Source organism: Polyangium sp. 6x1 (assembly GCF_029946515.1).
Taxonomy (GTDB): domain Bacteria; phylum Myxococcota_A; class Polyangia; order Polyangiales; family Polyangiaceae; genus Polyangium.
In genome coordinates this window covers 82260-106791 of sequence record NZ_JARZHH010000019.1, presented here as the reverse complement: position 1 = coordinate 106791, position 24532 = coordinate 82260, and the positions used below count along the sequence as shown (strand labels likewise).

At 68.8% G+C, this 24532-nt stretch carries 17 protein-coding genes; 7 read left to right on the top strand and 10 right to left on the bottom strand.

The window, feature by feature from the left end; genetic code table 11:
- Window positions 1-13 precede the first annotated feature (13 nt).
- On the bottom strand, window positions 14-790 hold the full coding sequence (locus QHF85_RS19665; RefSeq protein WP_281328767.1) for a DUF72 domain-containing protein: 777 nt from the start codon (window positions 788-790) through the stop codon (window positions 14-16).
- A 155-nt stretch (window positions 791-945) separates the two neighbouring features.
- Here QHF85_RS19665 and QHF85_RS19660 point away from each other — a divergent pair, with 155 nt between their 5' ends.
- The 6 genes from QHF85_RS19660 (at window position 946) to QHF85_RS19635 (ending at window position 11810) form a co-directional block, all read left to right on the top strand.
- Complete coding sequence (locus QHF85_RS19660) at window positions 946-2172, top strand: ABC transporter substrate-binding protein (protein ID WP_281328766.1); 1227 nt, start codon at window positions 946-948, stop codon at window positions 2170-2172.
- Window positions 2173-2294: 122 nt separating this feature from the next.
- A complete protein-coding gene (locus QHF85_RS19655) occupies window positions 2295-3110 on the top strand; it encodes a nucleotidyltransferase domain-containing protein (protein WP_281328765.1) in 816 nt (271 codons plus the stop codon).
- A gap of 47 nt (window positions 3111-3157) precedes the next feature.
- Window positions 3158-7000, top strand: coding sequence for a serine/threonine-protein kinase (locus QHF85_RS19650; RefSeq protein WP_281328764.1), 3843 nt, complete (start codon window positions 3158-3160; stop codon window positions 6998-7000).
- Window positions 7001-7241: 241 nt separating this feature from the next.
- Window positions 7242-10229, top strand: coding sequence for an ATP-binding protein (locus QHF85_RS19645; protein WP_281328763.1), 2988 nt, complete (start codon window positions 7242-7244; stop codon window positions 10227-10229).
- Window positions 10230-10429: 200 nt separating this feature from the next.
- The gene (locus QHF85_RS19640; protein WP_281328762.1) at window positions 10430-11065 is read left to right on the top strand and encodes a hypothetical protein; all 636 of its coding nucleotides are present in this window, start codon (window positions 10430-10432) and stop codon (window positions 11063-11065) included.
- 88 nt (window positions 11066-11153) lie between these two features.
- Window positions 11154-11810 (top strand): TetR/AcrR family transcriptional regulator, encoded by a 657-nt coding sequence (locus tag QHF85_RS19635; RefSeq protein ID WP_281328761.1) that lies wholly within the window; start codon window positions 11154-11156, stop codon window positions 11808-11810.
- A 1-nt stretch (window position 11811) separates the two neighbouring features.
- On the opposite strand, the gene QHF85_RS19630 is transcribed toward QHF85_RS19635, so the two are convergent.
- The 8 genes from QHF85_RS19630 to QHF85_RS19595 form a co-directional block, all read right to left on the bottom strand.
- Window positions 11812-13485, bottom strand: coding sequence for a hypothetical protein (locus QHF85_RS19630; RefSeq protein ID WP_281328760.1), 1674 nt, complete (start codon window positions 13483-13485; stop codon window positions 11812-11814).
- The gene (locus tag QHF85_RS19625) at window positions 13485-14510 is read right to left on the bottom strand and encodes a hypothetical protein (RefSeq protein ID WP_281328759.1); all 1026 of its coding nucleotides are present in this window, start codon (window positions 14508-14510) and stop codon (window positions 13485-13487) included. The genes QHF85_RS19630 and QHF85_RS19625 overlap by 1 nt, the downstream gene beginning before the upstream one ends.
- Before the next feature lie 187 nt (window positions 14511-14697).
- Window positions 14698-17433 carry a tetratricopeptide repeat protein gene (locus QHF85_RS19620; RefSeq protein WP_281328758.1) on the bottom strand — a complete coding sequence of 912 codons (2736 nt, stop codon included), beginning with the start codon at window positions 17431-17433 and terminating at the stop codon, window positions 14698-14700.
- Between the two features lie 109 nt (window positions 17434-17542).
- Complete coding sequence (locus QHF85_RS19615) at window positions 17543-18340, bottom strand: hypothetical protein (protein ID WP_281328757.1); 798 nt, start codon at window positions 18338-18340, stop codon at window positions 17543-17545.
- A gap of 141 nt (window positions 18341-18481) precedes the next feature.
- On the bottom strand, window positions 18482-18922 hold the full coding sequence (locus QHF85_RS19610; RefSeq protein ID WP_281328756.1) for a hypothetical protein: 441 nt from the start codon (window positions 18920-18922) through the stop codon (window positions 18482-18484).
- Between the two features lie 61 nt (window positions 18923-18983).
- Window positions 18984-19781 (bottom strand): hypothetical protein, encoded by a 798-nt coding sequence (locus tag QHF85_RS19605; RefSeq protein WP_281328755.1) that lies wholly within the window; start codon window positions 19779-19781, stop codon window positions 18984-18986.
- Between the two features lie 172 nt (window positions 19782-19953).
- Entirely contained in the window at window positions 19954-21024 is a 1071-nt protein-coding gene (locus QHF85_RS19600; RefSeq protein ID WP_281328754.1) for a hypothetical protein, read from the bottom strand.
- Between the two features lie 543 nt (window positions 21025-21567).
- The gene (locus QHF85_RS19595; RefSeq protein ID WP_281328753.1) at window positions 21568-22020 is read right to left on the bottom strand and encodes a hypothetical protein; all 453 of its coding nucleotides are present in this window, start codon (window positions 22018-22020) and stop codon (window positions 21568-21570) included.
- A gap of 514 nt (window positions 22021-22534) precedes the next feature.
- Here QHF85_RS19595 and QHF85_RS19590 point away from each other — a divergent pair.
- Window positions 22535-22837 carry a hypothetical protein gene (locus QHF85_RS19590; protein WP_281328752.1) on the top strand — a complete coding sequence of 101 codons (303 nt, stop codon included), beginning with the start codon at window positions 22535-22537 and terminating at the stop codon, window positions 22835-22837.
- Window positions 22838-23578: 741 nt separating this feature from the next.
- On the opposite strand, the gene QHF85_RS19585 is transcribed toward QHF85_RS19590, so the two are convergent.
- Window positions 23579-24394, bottom strand: coding sequence for a sigma-70 family RNA polymerase sigma factor (locus tag QHF85_RS19585; RefSeq protein ID WP_281328751.1), 816 nt, complete (start codon window positions 24392-24394; stop codon window positions 23579-23581).
- Window positions 24395-24532 lie beyond the last annotated feature (138 nt).

Here is a 24532-nt window from a genome sequence, read left to right as displayed (position 1 = left end):
GGATGCGGGCGGCTCAAGCAACGAGCCGCCGCGTTTCTCCCTCCGGGACACGTGTCCTCGTGATCCCGAGGCGATCGGCGGCTCGTGCGAGCAGGCCCGCATCCCGCACGGCGCAGGTATTCACGTCGTTGTTGAAAAACGCAAATACGTCGCACGGCGCGGGCCACACCGCGGCGATGCGACGCGCCCAACCGGCCATGGCGCGCGCGCCGTAGCAGTGCGCCGGGCTCGCGTTTCCTTCGTGGAAACGAACATACCCGAAATCCGCCGTGCGCCAGAGCGGCGCGCTCGATCCCCTTCGATCCCACACGCAGAGCGCGGCCCGGTGGCGGCCGAGCAGCGATTCGATCTCGGGGCAGAGCCACGTCTCGTCACGAAACTCGACGGCCACGCGAACGTGCTTTGGGAAGCATTCGAGCGCGGCGTCGAGCCTGCCCGCGTCGCGCTTCATGTTCGGCGGGAGCTGCACGAGCACGGGGCCGAGCTTCGTGCCGAGCGCGAAGGACCGCTCGAAGAAGCGCTCGACCGGCGCCTCGGGGTCGCGCAGCCGCTTCAGATGCGTGAGGAACCGGCTCATCTTCACGGCGAACACGAAATCGGCCGGCGTCCGCGCCGACCAGCTCTGGAAGACGCTCGCCTCGGGGAGACGGTAAAACGTATTGTTGACCTCGACCACCTGGAATCGCTGGGCGTAATGGTCGAGCCATCGCGAGCTCGGCAGCGCGTCCGGGTAAAACGTCCCGCGCCAGTGCGCGTACTGCCAGCCGCTCGTCCCGATGAACAGCGTCATGTGGCGCTCCTCGGCGGGATACGTGGGGCCAAGGGGCGTCTCGACAAGCCCGTCCTGGCGTGAAAAACCTCATCCCTGGAAAAACCGCGCGGTGGCCTCGTCGGCACAATGCGTATTCTTCCACCGCGCGCTCGAGCGATGGTAGGGTGCCTGCGATGCCTCTCATCACGCAACGCCCCTCCTTTGCAGGACCAACGATCGGAGCCCTGGGCGCCCTCCTGCTCGCCTGCACGCAGGTCGCCCCGCCTCCTCCCGCCGCGCCTCCCGTCGTCACCGTGCCGCCGCCTTCGGGGAAAGAACCGAACGCGACGACGGAGCTTTCACCTTTGCGCATAGGCGTCTATCTCCCCCTCAGCGGCGCGGAGGCGGCGTTCGGGCGGGAGACGCGAGAGGGCATCGATCTCGCGGTGGAGCGCGCCGCGAATTCCGGCGACATTCGCGATCGCTCGATCGAGCTCGTTTACGCGGACGACCACAGCCATCCCAGGGACGCCTCGAACGCCGTTCTCGATCTTTCAAAAGATCCGACGATCGTCGCCGTTCTCGGCGAGGTCGCCTCATCGCGCAGCAAGGCGGGCGGGATCGTCGCGAACAAGCTCCGCGTCCCCATGCTGACCCCCGGCTCCACGAACCCCGACGTCACGCGCGTGGGCCCCTTCGTGTTTCGCGCGTGCTTCGACGACGACGCGCAGGGCAGGGCGGCAGCGCAGTACCTGATTCAAGTGCGCCATCGGAAGAAGCTCGGCGTTCTGTGGACCACCGATGATCTCTACAGCAGCTCGCTCGCGCGCACGTTCCGCGAGGAGGCCGAGCGGCTCGGCGCAACAGTCGCCCTGCGCGGCGTCCTCAGAACGGAGACGAATTTCAGCGCCCCGCTCGGCGACCTCCAGCAGCAGCGCCCCGAGGTCATTTACGCCCCCGTATATTACAACGTCATGCCGGCGATCTTTCAGGAGGCGGCACCCCTTGGTTTTTCGGGGCGCACCTTCTTCGGCGGGGACGGCTGGGACAGCGACGCGCTGCCGAAGACCGCCGGCGCCGAGGGCGCCGCGTTCACCACGCACTGGGTGATCGACGTCCCCACGGCGGAGAATCGTGCCTTCGTGGAGGCGTACCGCGCTCGATACCACCGGGATCCTTCGAGCCTCGCGGCGCTGGGCTACGACGCGGCGGCGCTCCTCCTCGACGCCATGAAGCGCGCATCCGCCGATACCCGGGAGGCGGTGCGCGACGCGCTCGCCTCGACACGTGGATTCGCGGGCGTCACGGGCACGGTCACGATGGGAGAGGACCGCAATCCCGCGCGCGACGTCGTCGTCGCCCGCATCGAGGGCGGTCGGTTCCGCTTCGAGGGGCGCGTCCGATCGGTCGCTGGAAACTGAGACGACGGGGCGAGCATGTTCGTCCCGAGCGCCCGAAGCCGCCCGCGCCCATTGCAGACATTGCGACGGGACTCGCTTCGTGCCATGACCCGCGGATGATGGGAGATCCGGTTCTTCCCCGTTTGGTCGAAGCGCTCCGGGGCGTCGAAAACCTGACCGCGCTCGTACTCGGCGGTTCGCGCGCGCGGGGAACGGCGGGGCCCACGTCCGACTACGACATCGGCCTTTACTACGAGCCGGACGCGCCATTCCACGTCGAGGCGCTGCGCTCGGCCATCGCCCCGCTGGTGGACGACCCTTCCTCGACCGTGACCCAGATCGGCGAATGGGGCCCTTGGATCAACGGCGGCGGCTGGCTCACCATCGGCGGCGTCGAGGTCGATCTGCTCTACCGCGACCTCGGCGGCGTGCGCGCCACCATCGCCGACGCGCGGCAGGGCCGCTTTTCGATGAACTACCAAGTGGGGCACCCCCACGGCTTCTGCTCGACCATCTGGATGGGCGAAGTCGCGACGTGCCAGCCGCTCTTCGATCCGTTCGGCGTCATCGCCGAGCTGAAGAGCCAAACGTGGCCGTATCCGGAGGCGCTGAAGGACGCGCTGATCACCCGCTTCGGCTGGGAGGTGGACTTCGCCATCGACAATGCCGAGATAGCGGCCCGGCGCGCCGAGCGCACGCACATCGCGGGGTGCGCCTACCGGGCGCTGTGCTGCACGGCGCAGGTGCTCTTCGCCCTGAACGGCCGCTATCTGATCAACGAAAAGGGCGCCGTCGCCGAAGCTGCGACCCATCCGATCACGATCGAGGGTTTGGCCGAGACGCAGGACGACATCTGGAGAGACATCGGCGCCGGGGACCATGCGGGCGCGCTGCACCGCTTGCACAGCCTGTCCGGAAGCCTGCGTGCCCTCCTGCAGCGAGCGGGAACGAAGGGGTGATGCGCGCTGGCGCCCGACCTTAGGTTCCTCCGCGTCGGGGGAACGGAATGCAGGCGGGGGACGTCATCGACGATCGATTCGTCATCGAGCGGATCGCCGGCGCGGGGGGCATGGGCTCGGTGTTTCGAGCGCACGACCGCGTCTCCAGCGGGCCGGTGGCCATCAAGGTGCTTCACGAACGGGAGCCCCGCGACGTCGCGCGTTTCGACATGGAGGCGCGCGTGCTCGCCGGGCTCGATCATCCGGGCATCGTCCGGTATGTCACGCACGGCGTCACCGGCGCGGGCGAGCCCTTCCTCGCCATGGAATGGCTCGCCGGAGAGGATCTCGGCGCGCGGCTCGCGCGCGGAAGGCTCACGATCGCGGAGAGCGTCACCGTGGTCGGCGCGGCGGCCTCGGCCCTCGCGACGGCGCACGCGCGCGGCGTGGTGCACCGCGATATCAAGCCGGGCAATGTCTTTCTCGTGGACGGCGCGCTCGATCGCGTCAAATTGCTCGATTTCGGCCTCGCGCGTCTGGGCCCGCTCTCCCCGCGGTTCACCCGAACGGGCGTCGTCCTCGGGACACCGGGCTACATGGCGCCCGAGCAGGCGCGCGGAGCGCCATCGCTCGACGCGCGCGTGGATGTCTTCGCCCTCGGCGCCGTGCTGTTCGAGTGCTTGACCGGGCAGCCCGCATTCATGGGCGAACACGTGATGGCCATCCTCGCGAAGATCCTGCTCGAGGATCCGCCTCCCTTGCGGAAGCTGCGGCCCGAAGCGTCGGTGCGGCTCGAAGCGCTCGTCGCGTGCATGCTCGCGAAAGATCCAGCCGATCGGCTGCCCGACGCGGGCGAGATCGCGGAGGCGCTCGCCTGCCTCGACGCGCGGGACGCCGGGTCGTGGCTCCCCGACGTGCCCCCCGCGGAAGCTTTGACGAGGAGCGAGCAGCGCTTGCTCGGCATCGTCGCCGTGGGCGCGCCGGCCGAGGCCACGAGCGCGCAGCGAAAAACGCTGGAATCGGCAGCGGCGCCGTTCGGCGCGCGGATCGAGTGGCTCGCGGATGGCTCGATGCTGGCCGTTTTCATGAATGCCACGAGCGCGTCGGACGTGGCGGCGCGGTCGGCGCGTTGCGCCCTCCAGCTCCGCGCGCGCGCGCCGGATGCGCCCATTGCCATCACCACGGGCCTCGGTGAGGTCGAAGAGGCGCTGCCAGTCGGACAGGTCATCGATCGGGCCGCCGCGCTCCTGCGCGCGGCGGGACGCCGGGTGCTCGTCGACGACGTGACCGCGGGGCTTTTCGATGCGCGCCTCGTGGTGGTGCGGGGGCCGAGCGGACTCGAGCTGCATCGCGAAGAGGAAATCAGCGCGGCGGCGCGCACACTTCTCGGCAAACCAAGCCCGTTCGTCGGGCGCGGACGCGAGCTGCGCATTCTCCTCGACCTGCTCGACGAATGCGTCGGCGAGGGCGTCGCGCGCGTGGTGCTCGTGACCGGTCCGCCCGGAATTGGGAAATCCCGCCTCCGCCAGGAGTTTGTCCGCGCGGCCTTCCAGCGCCCTTCGGCCGTCGACGTGTGGATCGGGCGCGGCGACGCGATGAACAAAGGAGCGGCGTTTTCCCTCCTCGGCTCAGCGCTGCGGAATGCATTCGCGGTCGCGGGCCACGAGCCGATCGAGGAGCGAAGACGCAAGCTCGCCGAGCGAATCGCGCGCCACGTCGCCGAGCCCGAGGTCCGCCACGTGGCCGGGTTTCTCGGCGAGATGATCGGTGCGCCCTTTCCCGACGCCGAGAGCGCGAAGCTCCGCGCCGCGCGCCTCGACGCCCGGCTCATGGCTGATCAGATCCCGTGGTCCTTTCAGCATTTCATGGCCGCTGAATGTAGCTCGCACCCGGTCTTGCTCGTCCTCGACGACCTGCACTGGGGCGATCTCCCCTCGGTGAAGCTCGTGGACGCGGCGCTCCGGGATCTTGCAAACAGGCCCCTGCTCGTAGCTGCCTTCGGCCGTCCCGAGGTGCACGACATTTTTCCGAAGGTATGGACCGAGCGTGGTTGGTCCGAGATTCGTCTGGCCGAGCTGACCCCGCGGGCCTCCGAAAAGCTTGCTCGAAGCGCGCTCGGAGATACGGCCGAGCCTCGGACGATCGCGCAGATCGTGAAGCGCGCCGCGGGCCACCCGTTTTTCCTGGAAGAGCTCATCCGTGCGGTGGCCGAGGGGCGCGGGGAGCAATTGCCGGAGACCGTCCTCGCCATGGTCGAGGCGCGCCTCGCCGCGCTCCCGCCCGACGCGCGGCGCGTGCTGCGCGCGGCCAGCGTCTTCGGGGATGTCTTCTGGTGCGGCGGCGTGGAGCACCTCCTCGGCGGGGAGGACGAGGCGCTGCGCGCGCACGATTGGCTCGAAATGCTGGTCGCGCGGGAGGTCTTGCAGCGGAGCGACGTGAGCCGGTTTCCGGGCGAGGAGCAGGTTTCGTTCCGGCATTCGCTCCTGCGAGAGGGCGCCTATGCGATGCTGACGGAGCCCGACCGCGCCCTCGGGCATCGGCTCGCGGGGGAGTGGCTCGTGCAATGGGGCGAAACCGACGCGCTGCGCCTGGCCGAGCATTTCGAGCAGGGCAAGAGACCGGAGCGCGCGGCGGAGTGGTATCTCGCGGCGGCGCGGCAGATGCTCGATGCCAATGACCTGCGCGGGGCGATTGCCAGCGCCACACGCGGCCTCGCCTGTGACGCATCGGGACGGCTGCGCACGGAGCTCTTTCTCGTCCGGGGTGAAGCCCGCGGGTGGGATGGGTATTGGGCGCTCGGCGGACCGGACATGGACGAGGCCCTGCGCGGGCTCACGAAAGGCGAGCCTCTCTGGTATACCGCAATGGCATCCGAGGTCATGAACGCCACGCTGTCCGACAGGTCGAGCGCGTTCGCCGACGACGTTCTGGCCCAGTTCGACGAGGAGCCGCCCCCGGGGTGCGTGAGACATCTCGTCTATGCTCTCGGGCTTATCCATGAAGCCCTGATGCTGCGCGGCAGGGATGATCTCGCCAGGCGGTGCGTAGCGCGGATCGAGCAGGCGGGCAGCCTGATCGCAAAGGACGATCCCTTGGTCCGGGGCAAACTCCAGGAGGTGCGGAGCAATGTGCTCCTGTACTACGATGGGGATTTCTGGGCGAGCCTCGTGGCCGCCAAGGCATCCCTGGCGGCCTACGAGCAAGCTGGCGATCGGCGGCATGCGGCCTCGGTCCGTCTGACCATCGATGGGCTGTACATGTACCTCGGGGCGTACGCGCGCGTGGAGGAGGACCTGCGCGCTTTGCCTCAAGGCGACGAGGTGCCCGCCCAGGTTGCCGTCGGAGGGAGGAGCATGCTCGCCTATACGCTCGCGGAGCGCGGGGCCCTGGACGAGGCGCGCGGGATCGCCGAGAGCGTCCGAGACTCCGCGGGCACGCGCCGCTGCCCCTATTATGATTGCCTCGTCCGAGAGACGCTGGCCTTCATTCTCCTGCGCGCCGGTGACCTCGATGGGGCGGAGCGCGAGGCCCGCGCGGCCATCGAGATCCTCGAGCGCTCCGGCACTCCACCGTGGCGCTCCGTGGCGACGGTGACGCTCGCGGCCGTCCTCCTCGAGCGGCAGCGCGCGGACGAGGCATTGCGCCTCGCCGAAGACGCGGTCACGCAGCGCGACGCATGCGGTGGGAGCGGACCTTATACCATGTATCTGCGCCTCATCCACGCCGAGGCGCTGCATGCGACGGGCAACCACGCCCGAGCGCACGCCGTCCTGCGCGAGACCCGCGACGTCTTGCTCTCGCGTGCGGCCAAGATCGACGACCCCGAGCTACGCCGCAGCTTCCTCGAGAACGTCACCGAAAACGCCCGCATCCTCGCCATGGCCGCCGCCTGGGAGCAAGCCGCCACGTAGGCGCCATTCGCAGCGTCGAGCGAGCGGACGGCCCATCTCCGCCGCCGCCGCCAGCGCTCCCGGGTGGGGGAGCACGGCTCGGCAGCATACAGGACCGGAGCGGCCCGTTCGTCGGGTTGGAATTGTTCCCTCCGTCGGGTATGTAGAAGAGTCGTTGGACCGCTCTGCGGGAAAGGCTAGCGACGTGCACGGGGGAGCGAGCGAATTGAAGGCGCAGGGGGCAGGGAGCACGTTGCGCGATATGCTCGGCGCACATGGGATCGGCCTCTCGCTCCTCGACAGCCTCGGAGCGATCGTCTGGCTCGCGGACGTCAATGATTTGTCGCTGTCCTTCCTGAACCGGCAGGCCAGCACCTTGCTCGGCATCACGCGGAGCGACGCGGAGACGCATTCGTCCATCCTGTCCCGTGTTCATCACGACGATCAGGCCGGCCTCCGCGAGGTATGCCGCGCCGTCGCCGCCACCGGCACGAGCCGCCCGGTCGATTACCGCATCGTCGGAGGCGGGAAGCTCGTCCCTTTGTCGGGCCACGTGCACGCCGTGCGAGCGGAGGCCGGCGACACGCTCCTCGGGCTCGCCTTCGTGGGGCTCGCCGCTTCCGCGCAGGAGCCTGCGGAAAGCCCACGCGGCGCGGCTCTCGAGGCCCGCGAGCACGGAAGCGGCGCCGGGGACGACGCGGTGGCCATGCACGCGGCCGCCGGGCCGCTCAGCGCCCGGCGCGCGGCCAGGCTGCGCCGCATCGAGGACATCATCGACAACGTCGACGGCATCGTCTGGGAGGTCGACGCCGACACGTTCCGCTTCCGCTACGTGAGCGCGCACGCCGAGCAGATCCTCGGATATCCCGTGGCGCGCTGGATCGACGAGCCGTCCTTCTGGGTGGACCACATCCACCCGGACGACCGCCATTGGTGCCTGGCGCTCTGCAAGGACGCGACGGCCCGCGGGATCCCGCATCGTTTCGAATACAGGATGATCGCCGCCGACGGCAGGGTGGTGTGGCTGCGCGACTATGTCCGCGTGGTGATGGAGAACGACCGTCCTTCCTTGCTGCGCGGAGTGATGGTCGACATCAGCGAGTGGAAGAACGTGCAGGCGGAGCGCGAAAAAACGGTCTCGCTCCTGCGCACGACCCTCGACTCGACCGCGGACGGCATCCTCGTCACCGCGTCGGACGGCTCGACCATCAATGCGTACAACGAGCAGTTCGTGAAGATGTGGCGGCTCCCGTCGCATGTCCTCGAGCAAGGGAGCGACGAGCAGGCCTTGGCCACCGTTCTCGATCAGATCGCCGATCCGGACGCGTTCCACGCGAAGGTGCGGTGGCTCTACGAATCCCCGGAGGAGGAGAGCTACGACATCGTGGCATTCAAGGATGGTCGGCTCTTCGAGCGGTATTCGCGCCCGCAGCGGCTCGGGCAGGACGTCATTGGCAGGGTGTGGAGCTTCCGCGACGTCACGAGGCGCTTCCGCGCCGAGGCGGAGCGCGACCGGCTGCTGGTCGCGGAGCGCCGATTGCGGGCCGATGCCGAGCGCGCGCACGGTCGCATGGCGTTCCTCGCCGAGGCGAGCCGCAAGCTCGCCGCAGCGCCGCTCGACGTCCACCCGACGCTCGTCGCGGTCGTCGAGCTCATGGTCCCCGCGCTCGCCCGGTGGTGCGCGATCGTCCTGCCGGAGGGCGCCTGCGCGAGCGGCCGGCCGACGACGGCGGCGACGCACGACAGCCCGACGATCGCCGATCGCCTGTGTCCGCTCCTCTGTCGTTATCCGCCAGGCGCCGACGACCCGATCGGCTTCACGGACGTGATGGCCTCGGGCCAGCCCCTCGTCGCGCCGAGCGTCCCCGACGAGGCGCTCCGCGCCGCCGCGCGCGACGAGGCGCACCTCGCGCTCCTGCGCGCCCTCGGCTCCACACCTCGAATGCTCGTGCCTCTGATGATCCAGGGGCGCGCGATCGGCGTGCTCGCGATGGGCGCGAAGACGATGGGCTCCCATTTCTCGCCGGAGGACCAAGCCCTCGTCGAGGAGCTCGGCCGCAGGTGCGGAACGGCGCTGGAGAACATGCGACTTTATCGCGAAGTGCAGGAAGCCCTGCGCCGCAAGGAGGAGTCGCTCGCGCTGCTCGACACGTTGTTCTCGAGCGCCCCCGTGGGGCTCGCGTTTCTCGACGCGGAGATGCGGTATGTCCGGAGCAACCGGGCCCTCGCCGTGAACATCCATCGGCGTTCGCCGGAGGAGGAGGCCGGGATGACGCTCCACCAGGTGCTCCCGGAGCTCGCCCCTCGCGTCGAGCCTTACATTCGGCGCGTCCTCGATACGGGCGAGCCGCTGGTCGGCATCGAGATATCGGGCGCGGTTCCGGCAACGCCTGACCACGGCCGGCACTGGCTCGCGAGTTATTATCCGGTCCGGACCGCGCGAGGTGATCTCCTCGGCGTGGGCGTCGTCGTCGTCGACCTGACCGATCAGAAGCGCGCCGAGGAGGTACGGGGGAAGCTCTATCAGGAGGCGCAGGAGGCGATCCGCGTACGGGACGATTTCCTCTCCATCGCCTCGCACGAGCTGAAGACGCCGCTCGCCACGCTGACGTTGCGGCTCGAGCAGATATCGCGGCGCCTCCGCGATGGGCAGCCCGTGGACAAGGAGCCGATCGTCCGGGCGCTCGCCCAGGTCGAGCGGCTCACCGCGCTGACCAATGATCTGCTCGACGTCTCGCGCATTGCGGCGGGGCGACTCACGATCCGGGCGGAGCAAGTCTCGCTCGGCGAGCTCGCCCGCGAGGCGGTGGCGAATGCGTCCATGGGCTTGCAAAAGCATGCGATCGTGATGGTCGAGCCCTTCGATGATCTCGTCGTCGTGGGGGATCGAAGCCGCCTCGCGCAGGTCCTCGCCAATCTCCTCGACAATGCGGTCAAATACTCGCCTTCCGGCGGGACGATTCGCGTCGCGCTGTCGAAGCACGACGGGGAGGCCCTCCTGTCCGTCACCGATCCCGGCATCGGAATCCCGAAGGAGCAGCAAGGGATGCTCTTCGCGCGTTACTTCCGCGCGCGGAACGCGCCCATCACATCGTATGGGGGGCTCGGGCTCGGCCTCTACATCAGCCGCGACATCGTCGAGCGGCACGGCGGACGCATCGGGATGGAGAGCGAAGTGGGGCGGGGCTCGACATTCACGGTCGCCCTCCCGCTCGAAGGCCCCCGGGAAGAGCACGCGCGTCCGAGCTGACACGAGGCGTCGCGCGCGCTGCCCCTAGCTCGCCCTCGAACGATGGCTCAAGCTGGCACATTCGCGACGCCCGGTGACGTGGCGGGCGGCGCCGATCCTTGCTGTTCACCGGCGTTTCGCGCTGGGCGCTTTCGTTGCCATGCTGGCGCCTCGGACGGTCGAGCCCGTGCCCGGCCAAACCGTCCTCAAGGAGGCGCAACGTGATGTCGTGGTGGATGCGTGGTGCAATGGCGGCGGGGCTCGTGCTGGCGACGGCCTGCGGGAGCACGGTGAACGAGGGCGGCAATGGCGGCGCCGGAGGGGCTGGCGGCGCCGGCGGGACCGGCGGGACCGGCGGTGAGGGGGGCGTGATCCCGCCGGAGTGCGTGGTCGAGACGCCTGCGTCCGGGCCCTACGAGGTGACGTTCCGGTTCGAGAACAACGGGGCATTCCCGGCGGTGCTGCGGGAGGACTGCGTACTCGAGTACAAGGTCGAGTCGTGCGAGGACGGCTATGCGACGCCGCTCGTCACCCGCGCCCTTTGCAGCCAGGCGTGCAGCAGCATGGGCGGCTGCATCGCCTGCGGCCCGTGCTTGCAGGGCGGCGTGCCGGTCGCCATCGGGGAGAACGTCATGGATACCTGGGGTGGGATGCGATATACCTTCGGAACGACGTCCGAGGGGTGTTCCTGCCACGAGGAGCACGTGGCGCGGGCGGGGAAATATCGGCTCCGGGTGCCGGTGTATGCCTCCGAAATGGACGCGGACATGAATGCACCCGCGTACGAGGTGACCGTGAATTTCGATCTGCCCGCGCCGAACGGCGTGGTCGTGGTGCCGATCGGGCAATCGCCGTGAGACGTCCCCGCGCGGCGTCGCGGACACCCGAGGCCGCAACGCGCGAACTTGACGCATCGTAACGTGCGCGTTAGCGTTTCGAGGCCCGATGTCGAATCGCTCCGCCGTTTCGCCGAGAAAATTGCCGCAACAGCGCCGCTCGCAGGCGCTCGTTCATGCGGTGATCGAGGCGGCGGTCCGCATCTTGAAACACGGCCGCGAAGAGGCATTGACGACCCGCCGCGTCGCCGAGATCGCGGGGGCGAGCGTCGGGTCGCTTTACCAGTACTTCCCCAATCGCGACGCCATCGTGCGCGCGCTGATCGACTCCCACGTGCGGAACATGCTCACGCGCCTCGACGAGGGGATGCGTGATGCATTGTGCGCCACGTGCCCCGAAGAAATGGTGCGTCGCTTCGCGACGGCCCTCGTCGCCGCGCATGCCGCCGATCTCGATCGGTGGCAGGTCATCGCCTTGCAGATCCTGCGCATCGGCGATCTCGACGCGAACGACGAGGCGTGGCAAATCCTGAACGAGCGCGCCCGGGAGCTCGTCCACCGCGTCGCCCCGGATCTCCCCGCGGCGGAAGCCTCCCGCGCGGCCGCGCGCCTCGTCGTCCTCGTCCGCGCCATGCTCATGGACGCCCTGACGCAGCGACCCGATGAGCTCCGGGATCTCCGGCTCATCGCGGACATCACCGACCTCATCCTCGGCTACATCGGGCGCCTGCGCGAACGGCACGTCACGCCCACGGCGCCGAGCTGATTCAAGGGGTGGGGAACTGGGCGACGAAGACGTCGAGCCCGCCGCTCTCGGGAGAGGCCGTTTGGGGCGGGAACTCGATCGCCCTGGCCCAGCCGCCCGCAAGGACCGTCCCGAAGAGCCCGGTCGACATGCGGATCGAACGGGGCTCGATGGGTTCGAGCTCACCCGTGCCGACGAATTGCTGGGCAAAGGCGAGCGCGCCATCGGCGGAGAGCTTCAAGAGAAAAACGCTATTGCCGAGGCTCTCGAGCTTGGCCGTGTCCGTGACGTCCAGCAGCCCGGAGAAATGGCCCGCGATCAGAGCGCCGCCGTCCGCCGTGAGCGCGAGGCTCGTCCCGACCTGATCCTGACTCCCCGGGATCTGCGTGCTCCACATCGTGTCGCCGTTCGTCTTGTCGAGCGCGAGGACGAAGGAGTCCTTGCCCTTGGCTTCGAAGAACTGATTGCCGAAGTCGACCTTCGCGCTCATCGTGCCGGTCACGAACACCTTGGAGCCGATGCTGGACGCCTCCACGGCAATCGCGGCGCCCTCCGCGGAGCTCTCCTCCTCGACGCCGCCGAACGTGCGAACCCATTGGGCTTTGCCCATCGTGTCGAGCTTCATGACGAACGCACGGACCTTCGCGCCGGCGTCGTCGACCATCATGTCGGGGACGTCCATCTTGCCGGTGTAGCTGCCCGTCACGTAGATGCCTCCGCTGCCGTCCACGGTCACGGCGCGAGGCTTGTGGGCTCCCCCGGGAAACACGCGGGCCCATGCGCACTGGCCGTTTTCCAGCTCGTAGTTGAGGACGAGGAGGTCCTCGTCGGCGGCGTTGTACGGGGTCGGGGCCCCTGGGCAGCTCAAGGTCTTCATCGTCCCTCGGACCGTGCCGACCAGGTAGACATATTTTCCGTTCTCGGTGGCCACCGCCACGGGCTCTTCGTCCCCGGTGCCGTCGAGCTGCAACAAGGACGGCAGCGCTTGGGTAAACGAGGCCAGGAAAATGTTCCTGTCCCCGGGCGCTCCAGTCTTGGTGAAATACCCAGCGACGAGCGCGCGCCCGTTGGCCGCCCACGCCGCCCCGACCGCGCGCCGGGGCTGCTCTCCAAGCGAATTGAACCCGTACACTTGAACGGGATTCCCGTCCGGAAACAACAAGGCCATGAAGGCGTCGTCGAGCCCGTCCACGGGCGGCGCGCCGAGCTTCAGCGTGTCGTCCATCGGGTCGAACGCGAGGACGCCTCGATATCGCCCGACCAGGAGGACGTTGCCATTCGGACCGACGGCGGTCGCGAGCACCTCCTGATCCTTGTCGTCCCCATACCGCTGGCTCCACTCGGCCGCCGGACACGTGACGGATTTGCAGCTCTCGCTCGCCGCGGTGCTGCAAAGCTCGACGTCGGGCAGCGTCTCGCCCTGGCACGTCCCCCAGGTCCCGTCGTCGAGGCACGTGCGGATCCCCGCCTGGCAGGGCTTTTCGTTCTGCGCGCCGGGAGGCCCCGAAAAACAGCTCTCCGTCGCCCCCTTGTCGCACGGACCCGAGCCCGCAGCGCCGCCGGCGCCCCCCATTCCTCCGGTTCCCCCCTGTCCGGACGTGTCGCCCTCGCTGAACTCGCTGTAATCGTAGACCAGAAAGCAGCCGCCGAGCGTGACGAGGCCCGCGGCCGCCGCGAACGCCGAGATGAACCTCATCAGAACCTCCCCGAAATGCTCAAGCCCCCGCCACCCTGCACGACGAGGGGCGCGATCGACGCATTCCCCCCGGCTGCGTCCGCCTTTCCCTTCGGCGCCGTGAGCGCGAGCGCGATCCCCACGCCAATTCCCGCGAGCCCCACCCCCCACGCCACGGCGTTCCCCACGAGGAGCGGCCCGCTCCCCTTGGCCAGCGCGTAGCCGGTGCTCCCCGCGGCGCAGACCCCCTGCTCGTTGCAATCCCTGTCGATTTCCTGGTCCCGCGCGACGAGCACGCCCCCGGTGATCCCCGCCGCGACGAGGCCCGCGACGCCGACGCCGCCCACGACGAGCCCCGCCGTCCTCCGCCCGCTCCCCGGCGGCGTCGAAGGCAAAGGCGGCGGTGGCACGGGCGCGCTGCTACTCGCCAAGGGAGGGGGCTTCGGCGCCTCGACGGGGGCGAGCTCAGGCCCCGGCGTGACGACCACCTCCGTGCGCTCCTTCTCGCCGAGCTCGACCGCGAAGCGCTTGTCCTCCCGCCCCGACGCGCGCACCACGATCACGTGCTTGCCCGGCTCCACGCGCAGCGGCACCGCGAGGCTCGTCGGCGTGATCTCCTCTCCGTCGAGGAGAACGACCGCGATCGCTTGCCCTTGCTGCGATATCACCCGCAGCCGTGGCACCCGGGCTTCGAGCGCGTCGATTTTCTCCTTCGCGACCTTCGCCCGCGGATCGCTCCCGTCGATCAGCGAAAGCCCGCGCTTCCAGTATTCGAGCGCAGCCGCGATCCGCCCTGCGTCCTCGTCGCAGCGCGCCAGGTTGAACAACGTGTTCGGCGTCGCGAACAACGAGAGGCTCTCGCGCAGCTTCGTACACCCGGCCTCTCGGTTGCCCGACTCGATGTCCTTGAGCCCCTCGAAGAACAGCTTCTGGGCCCGTGCCTTCGGGTCCTCGTCGGCTGCCACCGGGGAAGGTGCGAGCGCGGAGAGAAGGAGCACCGCGATGGCCCCTCCAAACGCGCGCCGCATGACGTTCGATGTCTTCATGCGCCCCCCGAGGTTAGCGCTCGGTCACGCAAGCGCGCTGACGGAGAGCAAATGCGAACATCTTGTCGGATCACGTCCTCCGCGCGCCTCCTTCGATGGGCCCGTCGCGCCGAACTTTTCGAGGACGGGCGCGGTCCGCGTTCCACCCGCTCAAATGCGAACCAGGCCATGACGTTCTGCCGTCCCATCACCGCCCCGAAGGCTGCACGTAGACGGCCGTCGCGGGGTCGAGCAGGTATCCGCCTTGGCCCGTCATCAGGACCTCGCGGAGCCCGAGCTTGCGCAGGGTCGCGAGCGCCACGCGCACGCGGTTCGCCGCGGCATCCGCGCCGATCCGCTCGCCCGGCCAGCCGGCGCGGATGATCTCGTCGAGCGGCAACGTTTGACCCGGCGCGGAGGCCCGTAGCTTCGCGAGGGCGAGCAGGATGCGGCGCAGCGGCGCGCGGCGCGACAAGTCCAGAGGCGCGCGGGCCCCCGGGAGCCGGAGGCGCGCCCCGTCGTCGGAAATGACGAGCGCCTCCGCAGGCGCCGCGGGCCCATGCCGGCCGGCCGCGAGGAGGAGCCGCAGCGCGAAACGCACGTCATCGTTCGAGCGCCCGCGCGCGAGCGCTCGCGCCTCGTCGAGGAGCCGCGCTCGCTCGGGATCGCGCGCCTTCGCCCACGCGACGTGGACCTCGTGGATCGCGAGCGTCGCCTGCAGGGCCGGCTCGCTCTCGCACGCGGCGGCCGCGCGCTGCGCCTTCGCGAGCCACTGCGCGGAGGCTTCGGGATCCCCTTCGTCGGACCACACGGACGCGAGGCACCCGGCGATCAGCGCCTCGTAGCGGTGGAAGCCGGCCGCGCCCATCAGGTCGAACGAGCGCCCGAGCATCTTCGTCGCTTCGCCCGGTGATCCTCGCTCGAAAAAGGCTCCGCCGAGGTAGTAGAGCGCGCTGCCCTCGCGGTGACGGCTGCCGATCTCGTGGAAGATCCGCACCGCGTGCGCGTGGCAGCCGAGCGCCTCGTCGAGCTTCCCCCGCTCCTGAAAGAGGATGCCCTGCGCGCTCAGGACCGCGCCCTCGGCGTGTTTGTCGCCAATGCGCCGCACGATCGCGAGCGCCTCGTCGAAATGCGCGACCGCCTCGACGTAGCTCTCCCGGAAGAGGGCGATGACCCCCGTCTCGTAAAGCACCCTCGGCAGCCGATCCTCGCAGTCGGCGTCGCGGTACAGGGCGAGCGCGCGCTTCGCCTCGCGCTCGGCCGCAACGAGATCCCCCTCGCGACGGAGCGCGTGCCCGAGGCACGCCCGGATCTCGGCCTCTCGCGCGCGCCGCGACCGGCCGCCAGCCACGCCCTCGAGGCAACCGAGCCCGCGCGTAAAATGCGCTCGCGCTTCGACCGTGCGGCCGAGCGTCTCGACGATCTCCCCGAGGTGCGTGCACGCGCGCGCTTCGAGCGCCGCGTCGCCGCGCGCGCGGGCGAGCGCGAGGCCGGCTTCCAGATCGGAAGCCGCGGTCTTCGCGTCGCCGAGCTCGCGCCGCGCCGCGCCACGCGCGACGAGGGCAGCGGCGAGCTCCGGGAGATCTCTTCCCCTGGCGGTCGCCTGCGCAGCCGTGATCGCTCGGTCGAGCAGGACGAGCCGCAGCTCGAACAGCCCTCGCGGCACGACGATCGGCTCGAGCGCGAGCGCGAGCCCGAGCGCGAGCGCGGCGCCGTCGCCTTCGGGCGCGCGCTCCGCGTCGACGAGCGCGCGCGCGTGCGCCGCCACCATGTTGTCCATCTCGCGGCCGAGGCTCTCCCGCGCGGCGCCGCCGAAGGCCGCCTCCTCGGCGAGCGCGCGGCCGAACCGCGCGAACCAGCGCGTATGTCGCTCCGCTGCGCGTTCGAGCTCTCCCGGCCGCTTCTCGAGCTCCTCGGCGGCAAGCTCGCGGATCGCTTCGAAAAGCGAAAAACGCGGCGCGGCGCCCTCCGCGCGCATGCGCACGAGCGAGCGCGCGACGAGCCCCTCCAGCACCGACAGGACGTCCGCGCCCGGCCGCGCGAGCACGCTCTCCGCGGCCTCCAACGTAAAGCCTCCGCGAAACACCGACGACGCCGCGAAGCACGCGCGCTCGGCCTCGTCGAGCTGCACGAGCGAGTCCAGGATCGCGCGTCGCATCGACGAATGCCGCCCGCGGTCCTCGCGCCGGACCAGGAAATCGAGCGATTCGGCGAGGCGGCTCCGTATCTGCGCGAGCCCGAGCAGCCGCACGCGCGCCGCGCACAGCTCGATCGCGAGCGGGATCCCGTCCGTCGCGCGCACGACGTCCCCGAGCGCCGCGAGCTCCGCCGGGCCGACGTCGAAGTCCGGCCGCACCTCGCGCGCGCGGCTCATGAACAGCGCCACGCCTTCGGTCGCGAACACCTCCTCGCGGCTCGCCGCGGGCTCCGGCACCCGCAGCGGCTCGAGCGGCACGAGGTGCTCGCCCGCGATGCCGAGCACCGCGCGCGACGTCACCAGAATGCGCGCGTGCGGCGCGACCTTCATCCATGCGGCCACGACGCCGGCGGCCGCGGTCGCGATCTGCTCCATGTTGTCGAGCACCAGGAGCACGCGATTCTTCCGGGCGATCGCCTGCCCCAGCGCCGCCACCACGGCGCTCTCCTCCGTCGTTCGTTCGAGCGCCACGCCGAGCACCGACGCCACGGCGCGGCACATCGCGGCCACGTCGCCGGCGTCCGTCAGGTCGCAAAACCAGACCCCGCCTCCGTGCGCCGCGTAGGCCGCGCCATGGCTCTCCGCGAATCGCGACGCCACGCGCGTCTTGCCCATGCCCCCGGGCGCGACGAGGGTCACGAGCCGCGCGCCCTCGTCGAAGCGCGCGAGGAGGGCCGCGATGTCCCCGGCGCGCCCCACGAACGACGACGGGCCCTCGCAGGCGTTCGCATGCGCCTTCGATTTCATGGCGTCTACCATGCGAGAAAGGCGCGGCGACCGCCAAGATCGCCGCGCCGACACGAAGACGCGCGCGGGCGATCCGGGCGCCCGCGTCATGGGGCCCGGCCGCCCGGAATCACTTGCACTCGTTGTCTTTGTCCGCGCGCCGCTCGCACGCGGAGGGGTCCGGCGGGTGCTCCTTCATGCAACGCTCGCCGCAGCCCATGTCGGCGCTCGACGACATGCAGCGCGAGAGGCACGCGGCGGACTCGCCGGCGCATTTGTTCACCGCCGACGCCGAGGGGCACTGGTAATACGAGCCGTTCACGCAGCAATGCGCCGAGGCATTGCCCTGCGCGGAGCCCGAGCCGTTGTTCGGCCCGGAGGACGTCGAGACCTGGACGCCCCCGAGGACGTCGGCCGCCGCGCCGAGGAAGCCGCCGAGCCCGCCGCCGCTCGAGCCCCCGTTCCCACTGGCCTTCGCTTCGGCGGCCTTGCGCTCGTCTTCCTTCCGCTCCGCCTCCGCGCGCGCCACGGCCTCGGCCCGCTCCCGCTCCGCCGCGACCTTTTCGCGCTGCATCGCGTCCTCGCTCGCCTCGCGCCAGATCGCCTCTCCGACGGCCGAGGCCTCGTCCGTCAGCGCCTTTCGCTTGTCCGCGGCCATCTTCTTGCCGTCGACCACGTCGACGGCCATGACGACCTTGCCCGAGCCTGCCTTGAAATGGACCCAGACCTCCGGGTTGTACTGGAACTTGCAGAACTCGCGCTCGGAGCAGATGGGCTTGTAGCCTCGCTTTTGAATCGAGACCTCGAGCGAATCGACCGTGGAGCGCGCGTCGCCCGCGTAGGCGAGGGGGGTCGTTTGCCGCACCGTGCTGCACGCAGCCAGCGAGAGGGACAAGGCAAGCAGAAGGGAGAGCTTGGTTGTGTTCATGTTCACGACTCCGAACGTCAGCGTGCTGCCCGACGACGCGGCGCCAGGAGCAAGGCCAGCACCCGGGAGATGCTCGACGCGTCCCCAGGTCGCATCTTTTTTTTGCGTGTCTCGATTTCTTCCCCGGCCCGAAGGATCCGATCACGCCCGCGGCGGGCCTCTGCGGACGCCGACGAGGAGCGCAAGGGCGACGAAGGGGACGGCGACGAGATCCGTCACGTCCTGCACCAGCGCGACCCGACCCACAGCGCCGGGCGAACCGCCCCCGAGGATCGCGACCAACGCGCGAAAGGGCCATTGGAGGAGCCCGAGCCCCCACTCGTAGAGCTCCGTGGCCGGCGCCCACGTCTTGACGGCGCAGAAGACGATCGCGGTCGCCTGCGCGCACATGAGGAGCACGCGATCACGCCGGAACCGAGCTCTGCCGAGAAGACGTCCCCCCATGTCGATCACGGCGAGGAGGAACAGCGGAAAGAACACCATTCCCGCGACGTCCGAGAGTTTTCCCGTCACCCATCCGGGATGACGTTGCTTCAACACGTGATCATTGACGACGAGCGTCGCCAAAGCGAAAAGCGGCACGGGGTGGAGCAGGGGGTACTCCGGCAGGTCGAAGCTCGGTCGTTCGCCTTGCGCTCCCATTTCAGGGCCCCGCGCTCCCAGCGGGCGCCGCGCCGCGCGGAGGAGACGTCGACGCGGCGCCGCTGCCCGGCGGCCCCTCGATCGACAGGATGGTGACGCTCTCGGAGGCTGGCACCACGCAAGGGCCGGGCTCCTTGCAATACCCGGAGATCGTCACGCTGGGCGTCCACGCGCCGACCCACGGACCAGCGGCCTGCGTATCCCTGTACCAGCTGACGCTGAACGCGTAGCGTTTCGTGGCCGCCTGAGGGTCGTCCTTCGGGTCGACGTACGGGTTGCCCGGCATTTCGGACACGTAGAAGCCTGCGGCCATCGGCGCCGCCAGCTTGACCGCGAGCGCAGGGGGCCGCGTCGCCGCGACGACGACGCGAAAGGAAGGCCTGGATTCTGGCGCGGTGAGATCGATGTTCGCCGGCGTGGAGCTCGCGTCGAGGACCCAGGGCTCGACTTCCACGGTCGAAACGATACGCACGAACGCGGTCGGCGGCGGCTCGCACTTGGCACAGGAGCCGCCGCCGCTACAGGTCCCCGTGATTCCCACCGATGTCAGCGCTTCGGACGGTGGAACGAAATAATCCGCCCGCCCCGTCCACGCACCCGCTTGCCCTTCGGGGCGCAGGAGACGGCCGATGGAACCATTTCCCGCCATGACCGTGGGCCCCGCGCTCGCCTCGATGGTGACGAGCTGCCCCTTGCCGCTCGAGGCTTTCGCCGCCGGTGTCGCCGCGACGTGCCAGCGTGGGGGGGACGTGGCAATGGATCCAACGGCGGCGATGAGGACCACGGCACCATGGGCCATCGCACGGAGGCGCGAATGCGATCGCGGAGGCGTGTCGAGGGAGGGCTGCGACATCGACGGTTCAGGCATGAGACTCCAGGGGTGGGGCGTCGCGCTGGACACTATCACAACGGCCCCTCCGGTGGGTCGCGCGCAGCCTCTTCGCGGCGCTCGCCTCGACGGCGATGGACCGCTACTCCAAGGTGCCCGTGAGCTGCACGCCGGCCCCACCCTTCGCGAATTGGGGCGTGATGATGACGTTCGGCGGAGGCGGCTCGGGACGGTTCGCGAGCCCGATGATGAGGCCCGTCAGGGAGAGCCCCGTCATGAGACCCCCGGCGGCCGCGACTCCCGTCCACGTCGCGGCTGAGGACTTCGACTCTGCGTTGTTCACCAGGACGAGGCCCACCGCGAGGCCTGCCACACCGAGCCCCATCCCGATACCACTCGCGACCATGAGGTTCTTGGGCCACGTGGGCGGATCGTCCTTCGACGCTCTCGATAGATTTGCGTTGATGGAAATGTTCGTGGGCGCGGCCGGGAACGCGACGTATTGAGCATGGACTCGCTGCTGCATCGCGATCCGTAGCTCCTTTCGTTCCCCGGCCTTGATGTCGACATGCGTCTCGTTGAGCCAGTATCCGGATGCCATCGCCTTGATCTCATGGCTTCCGGGCTCGACGTAAACCTCGTCATGGTAGGGCCAGTCCATCACCAGCTCCCCGTCCACGGTGATCCGAACGTCGGGGATGTTGATCCGGAGGGCGACTGTCCCGACGTGCCTGGCGCAGTAGATCTGGACCGCCCGAACCTCTTCGACGGGATGAAGGGCGTATTCGCGCAAAGCCCAAAATGCAATGACCGCCTGGATGTTCCGAGCACAGGGCAAGAAAAGTCCAGCCCTCGCCTGGGCGAAGCCAAGCTCTAGCTGCGTATCGGGCAGATGGTGGTGCACATGGGCATCCTGATACTTTTCGAGTGCCTCCTGCGTCTTACCCGCCTTTTCGAGCGCCTGCGCCTCCTGGAGGCGCTTCCTGGTCGGAGCATCGTAGAGCGACAGGAGGGCTCGGTCCGTGTTCAAATCCGTGTACGGGATCTTCATGACCTCGGGCACCTCGATAGGTTCCGTGGGACGAGGAGCGCTGAAGATCTTGGTCGCAGCGCCGGGGTCGTAGGGCGGAGCGCTGGGCTCATCGGCCAAAGCTACGGACGAGGAGACCAAAACCGCGAGGAGAACCGTGCTTGCAAGGTGTAGGTGCTTCATGAGAGCGAGCCTACCCCCTGGATCATCGGTCGGTCAAGACGAACCCTTTCCGCGGACGAACCCCAGATGTTCGAGGGCAAACCTACGGTTCGTCCAGGACCAACTGCCGCCATTCCAGCCACAATACCACGCATCAGCATGATGATGACTTCAAGCAAAGGCATTTCTTCCTCCGAAAGCACAACACAAGTTGCGCTCGCAAGGATGCCAGTGCCGTATAACCATATTGAAACGCCTGCAACCATCGCTCAGGAAGGGGCGCGGACGCGGGTCGTGAGCAGGTCGAGACCTGCTCGCACCGGGGGCCGGTGGGTGTTCCGAGCAGGTCGAAGACCCTTGCGACCCACCGCGACGACGGCTTCGAGCAGGTCCAGGACCGTTCCTACCTACCCGGCGAGGGTCGCTACCCTCTTCGAGGAGGGCAGCCCTTGCGGCGCTCGGTGCGGTCGTGCTCGACGGCGCGCCCCCGGGGCGTCTCGACGCTCGGCGCGATCGCGGTCGACGGCGCAGCCCTCGAAACACGCCGCCCGAATAGCTCCATGCCTATCGCGTCGAAATCGCGGCACTGAAGCCTAAATCGTCACTCCCAAGAAACGTTACCTTCCCGCCGAGTTCGTGCGCAAGCGTTCCAAGATCAAGCGGCACCAGCGCCAGTGCATAAAGAAGAGCTTGCACTGCGTCGTAACCCCAAATGGTCCTTGATGCGACGCGTTTCCCTGGACCCAAAATCTCGACCAGAACCGACCAGTTCTGGTTGTTGCCGACGACCGGAGCGTGAATTCGGACGAGAACCCGGCGCCCTCCACGTTTGCCATGCGGCGTGAACCGCAGTGACCGTTCCGCGAACACGCTTGTGTCACTCATATAGATCACTGCATCGCCGATAACATTTGGAGAGGTTTTCGTTCGCTCTTCTCCAGCAACGCTCTCGCCGTTGTCCTTGCCTGACCGGGATTTTATGACACTTGCGGTTTTCTTCGGACCATGCCCTATCACACTCGCGTTTGCATATCGATGATGGGCCCTCATAGGCAATGTTTTTCGGCGCGACTGCGGGGCGCACAACTGGAGGTGATTCTGGCGGGACACTGGCCACGCCTGACGCAATGCCAAGCGAGCCGTACAAGAGCAAAGCTCCTAGCCCCAAAATCCACTTTGCCATGATCGGCCTCCATGCCGCGCATGCCCTCCCGCGGCATGTGTACGCTACAGGACGGAACCACGACACGTCCAGAAAATGACAATCGGCGCGGCTGATGCCGCCCTCCGGGGGCGGAGCGTCGTCCGAATCTCGGTCCTTGCCGCTCTTCGTCTGCACGGGACGTGGTGTACCAGCGCGCCCAGAGGAAGCATCCTCGGCGCTGGACGGGCGCGACGAGGAACTGGATGTCGGTCGGGGCGGTGGTGCTCGACCCGGTCATTGGTGGAGCCGCGGAAATGGCGTTGCTGCATTGAGTTGGAACGGACACCTGCCTTGACACTTCTCGGCAGGCTGTGATAACGAAACCACATGAAGCGAATCATTGGAATGGCTTTTATCGTGGCGCTCGCTGGGTGCCTGGGCGGCGTCAAGATCTATCGCAGCCTCAGCGAGCCGGGCGCGATGAAGACCTGTGACGCAAACACTCGGTTCCGCGTCGAGGCCAAGGGCGCGGACGCGGACGAGGCCAAGCGCAAGGCAGAAGCCGGAATCCGCGAAAGCGTCAAGCAGAACAAGAGCTGCGGCGCGTACATCTTCAACGAAGGCTCGGGCACGACGCTCGAGGGCACGACGAATCACGTCGCCGACTACCAGCTCTGCGATTGCGACTAAACGTCCATCCGAGCGATGGCTTCTCGGCAGATTCGTCATCCGAGGTTCCGGGATTCTCTTGGTGACGGAGAAGGGGCGCGGACGCGGGTCGTGAGCAGGTCGAGACCTGCTCGCACCGGGGGCCGGTGGGTGTTCCGAGCAGGTCGAAGACCCTTGCGACCCACCGCGACGACGGCTTCGAGCAGGTCCAGGACCGTCACCACCCACCGCGACGACGGCTTCGAGCAGGTCCAGGACCGTTCCTACCTACCCGGCGAGGGTCGATACCCTCTTCGAGGAGGGTAACGACCCACCGCGGCGACGGGCTTCAAGCAGATCCAAGACCGTCACCACCCACCGCGGCGACGGCTTCAAGCAGGTCCAGGACCGTCACCACCCACCGCGACGACGGCTTCGAGCAGGTCCAAGACCGTCACCACCCACCGCGGCGACGGCTTCGAGCAGGTCCAAGACCGTCACCACCCACCGCGACGACGGCCCCAAGCAGCTCGACGACCGTTACAACCCACCCGGCGAGGGTCGCGACCCTCTTCGAGGAGGGTATCGACCCACCACGACGAGGGCTCCGAGCTCCCTCGATGCGGGCCGTTCCGGTGCGGTCGGCTGGTTCGGTCGTGCTAGCAGGCTGTTGATAAACTTGCTGCGCGCCCTGGATCGTCGGTCGTCGTCCTCGGAATACGCCTGTATTCCTGCGTCCTCCTCCCTAGCTCCAGGGCGCTCGCGGCGTTTCTCAACAGCCTGCTAGGCCTGCGACCGCAACGTGATGTCGAGCCGGCTCTGGATGAGGCGGAGGATGTCGTCCAGCTCGCCGCGCTCGACCTGCAGGCGCTCGCGCATGCGCTGCCGCGTGCCCGAGGCGAGGCGCTCGCGGGCGCGGGCGAGCCAGCGGGCCGCCGTCGCGCGGTGGATGTTGTAGAGCTCGCCGAGCTGATCGATGCCGAGGCCCTGCTGGAAGTGCTGGCGGAGGAGGTTGCGCTCGCGCGGCGAGAGCGAGGCCAGCGCTTCCCGGAAGGCGCTCTGGAACTCCTCGCGGTAGAGCTGCTCGATCCGGGCGAGCTCGGGATCGCCCGACGAGGGGTCGATATGGGCGAGCTCGAGGTGGACGCGCTCTTCGCGCTTCTGCTTGCGCAAGAGGCCGAGCGCCTCGCGGACGGCGACGACGCGTAGCCACCCGCGCAGATCCCCCCGCCCCGTGTATTCGGCGATCCGGGGAAGCGCGCCGCTCTCGCCGATGAGGATCCGATGCCGGATACGATCCCGCAGGTCCTCCAGCGTCGTGCTCCCGAGGTCGATCCGGGCGAGCGCCGCCGTGACGTCGCGCAGCAAGGCCCTGTCGAAGGCCGCGAGGGCCGCCGCGTCGCCGTGGGCGCAACCGCAGGCGAGGTAAAGATCGGCGCCCGCGCGGGGCGACAGCGCGTGAATCAATGGCACATCCGTGCCGATGCGCGCGGCAAGGTACGGAATGAATGCATCGGGATCGATTGTCACCGAGGCCCAGGTCGCGCGCGCCGCGGCGAGGAGGGACACGAGCGCCGCTTCCAGCGAGGCCTCGTCCAAATCGAGAAAGTCCGCGGGTGCATCCGGCCGCGTGGCTCTCCATGCAGACGCGAAGCTGCGAGCCAGTGCCGGGGCGTCTCCCATGTGCGCGCATCGTAGCATCAAAGGAGCCGATCCTGCCAAGAGCCCGCGGTCAGC

Bases quoted from the DNA above. Each gene is read 5' to 3' on its own strand.
- QHF85_RS19590 (WP_281328752.1), top strand. From the start codon at position 22,535: ATGAAGCGAATCATTGGAATGGCTTTTATCGTGGCGCTCGCTGGGTGC.
- QHF85_RS19660 (WP_281328766.1), top strand. From the start codon at position 946: ATGCCTCTCATCACGCAACGCCCCTCCTTTGCAGGACCAACGATCGGA.
- QHF85_RS19625 (WP_281328759.1), bottom strand. From the start codon at position 14,510: ATGAAGACATCGAACGTCATGCGGCGCGCGTTTGGAGGGGCCATCGCG.
- QHF85_RS19615 (WP_281328757.1), bottom strand. From the start codon at position 18,340: ATGAACACAACCAAGCTCTCCCTTCTGCTTGCCTTGTCCCTCTCGCTG.
- QHF85_RS19620 (WP_281328758.1), bottom strand. From the start codon at position 17,433: ATGAAATCGAAGGCGCATGCGAACGCCTGCGAGGGCCCGTCGTCGTTC.
- QHF85_RS19605 (WP_281328755.1), bottom strand. From the start codon at position 19,781: ATGGCCCATGGTGCCGTGGTCCTCATCGCCGCCGTTGGATCCATTGCC.
- QHF85_RS19635 (WP_281328761.1), top strand. From the start codon at position 11,154: ATGTCGAATCGCTCCGCCGTTTCGCCGAGAAAATTGCCGCAACAGCGC.
- QHF85_RS19645 (WP_281328763.1), top strand. From the start codon at position 7,242: ATGCTCGGCGCACATGGGATCGGCCTCTCGCTCCTCGACAGCCTCGGA.
- QHF85_RS19650 (WP_281328764.1), top strand. From the start codon at position 3,158: ATGCAGGCGGGGGACGTCATCGACGATCGATTCGTCATCGAGCGGATC.
- QHF85_RS19600 (WP_281328754.1), bottom strand. From the start codon at position 21,024: ATGAAGCACCTACACCTTGCAAGCACGGTTCTCCTCGCGGTTTTGGTC.
- QHF85_RS19665 (WP_281328767.1), bottom strand. From the start codon at position 790: ATGACGCTGTTCATCGGGACGAGCGGCTGGCAGTACGCGCACTGGCGC.
- QHF85_RS19630 (WP_281328760.1), bottom strand. From the start codon at position 13,485: ATGAGGTTCATCTCGGCGTTCGCGGCGGCCGCGGGCCTCGTCACGCTC.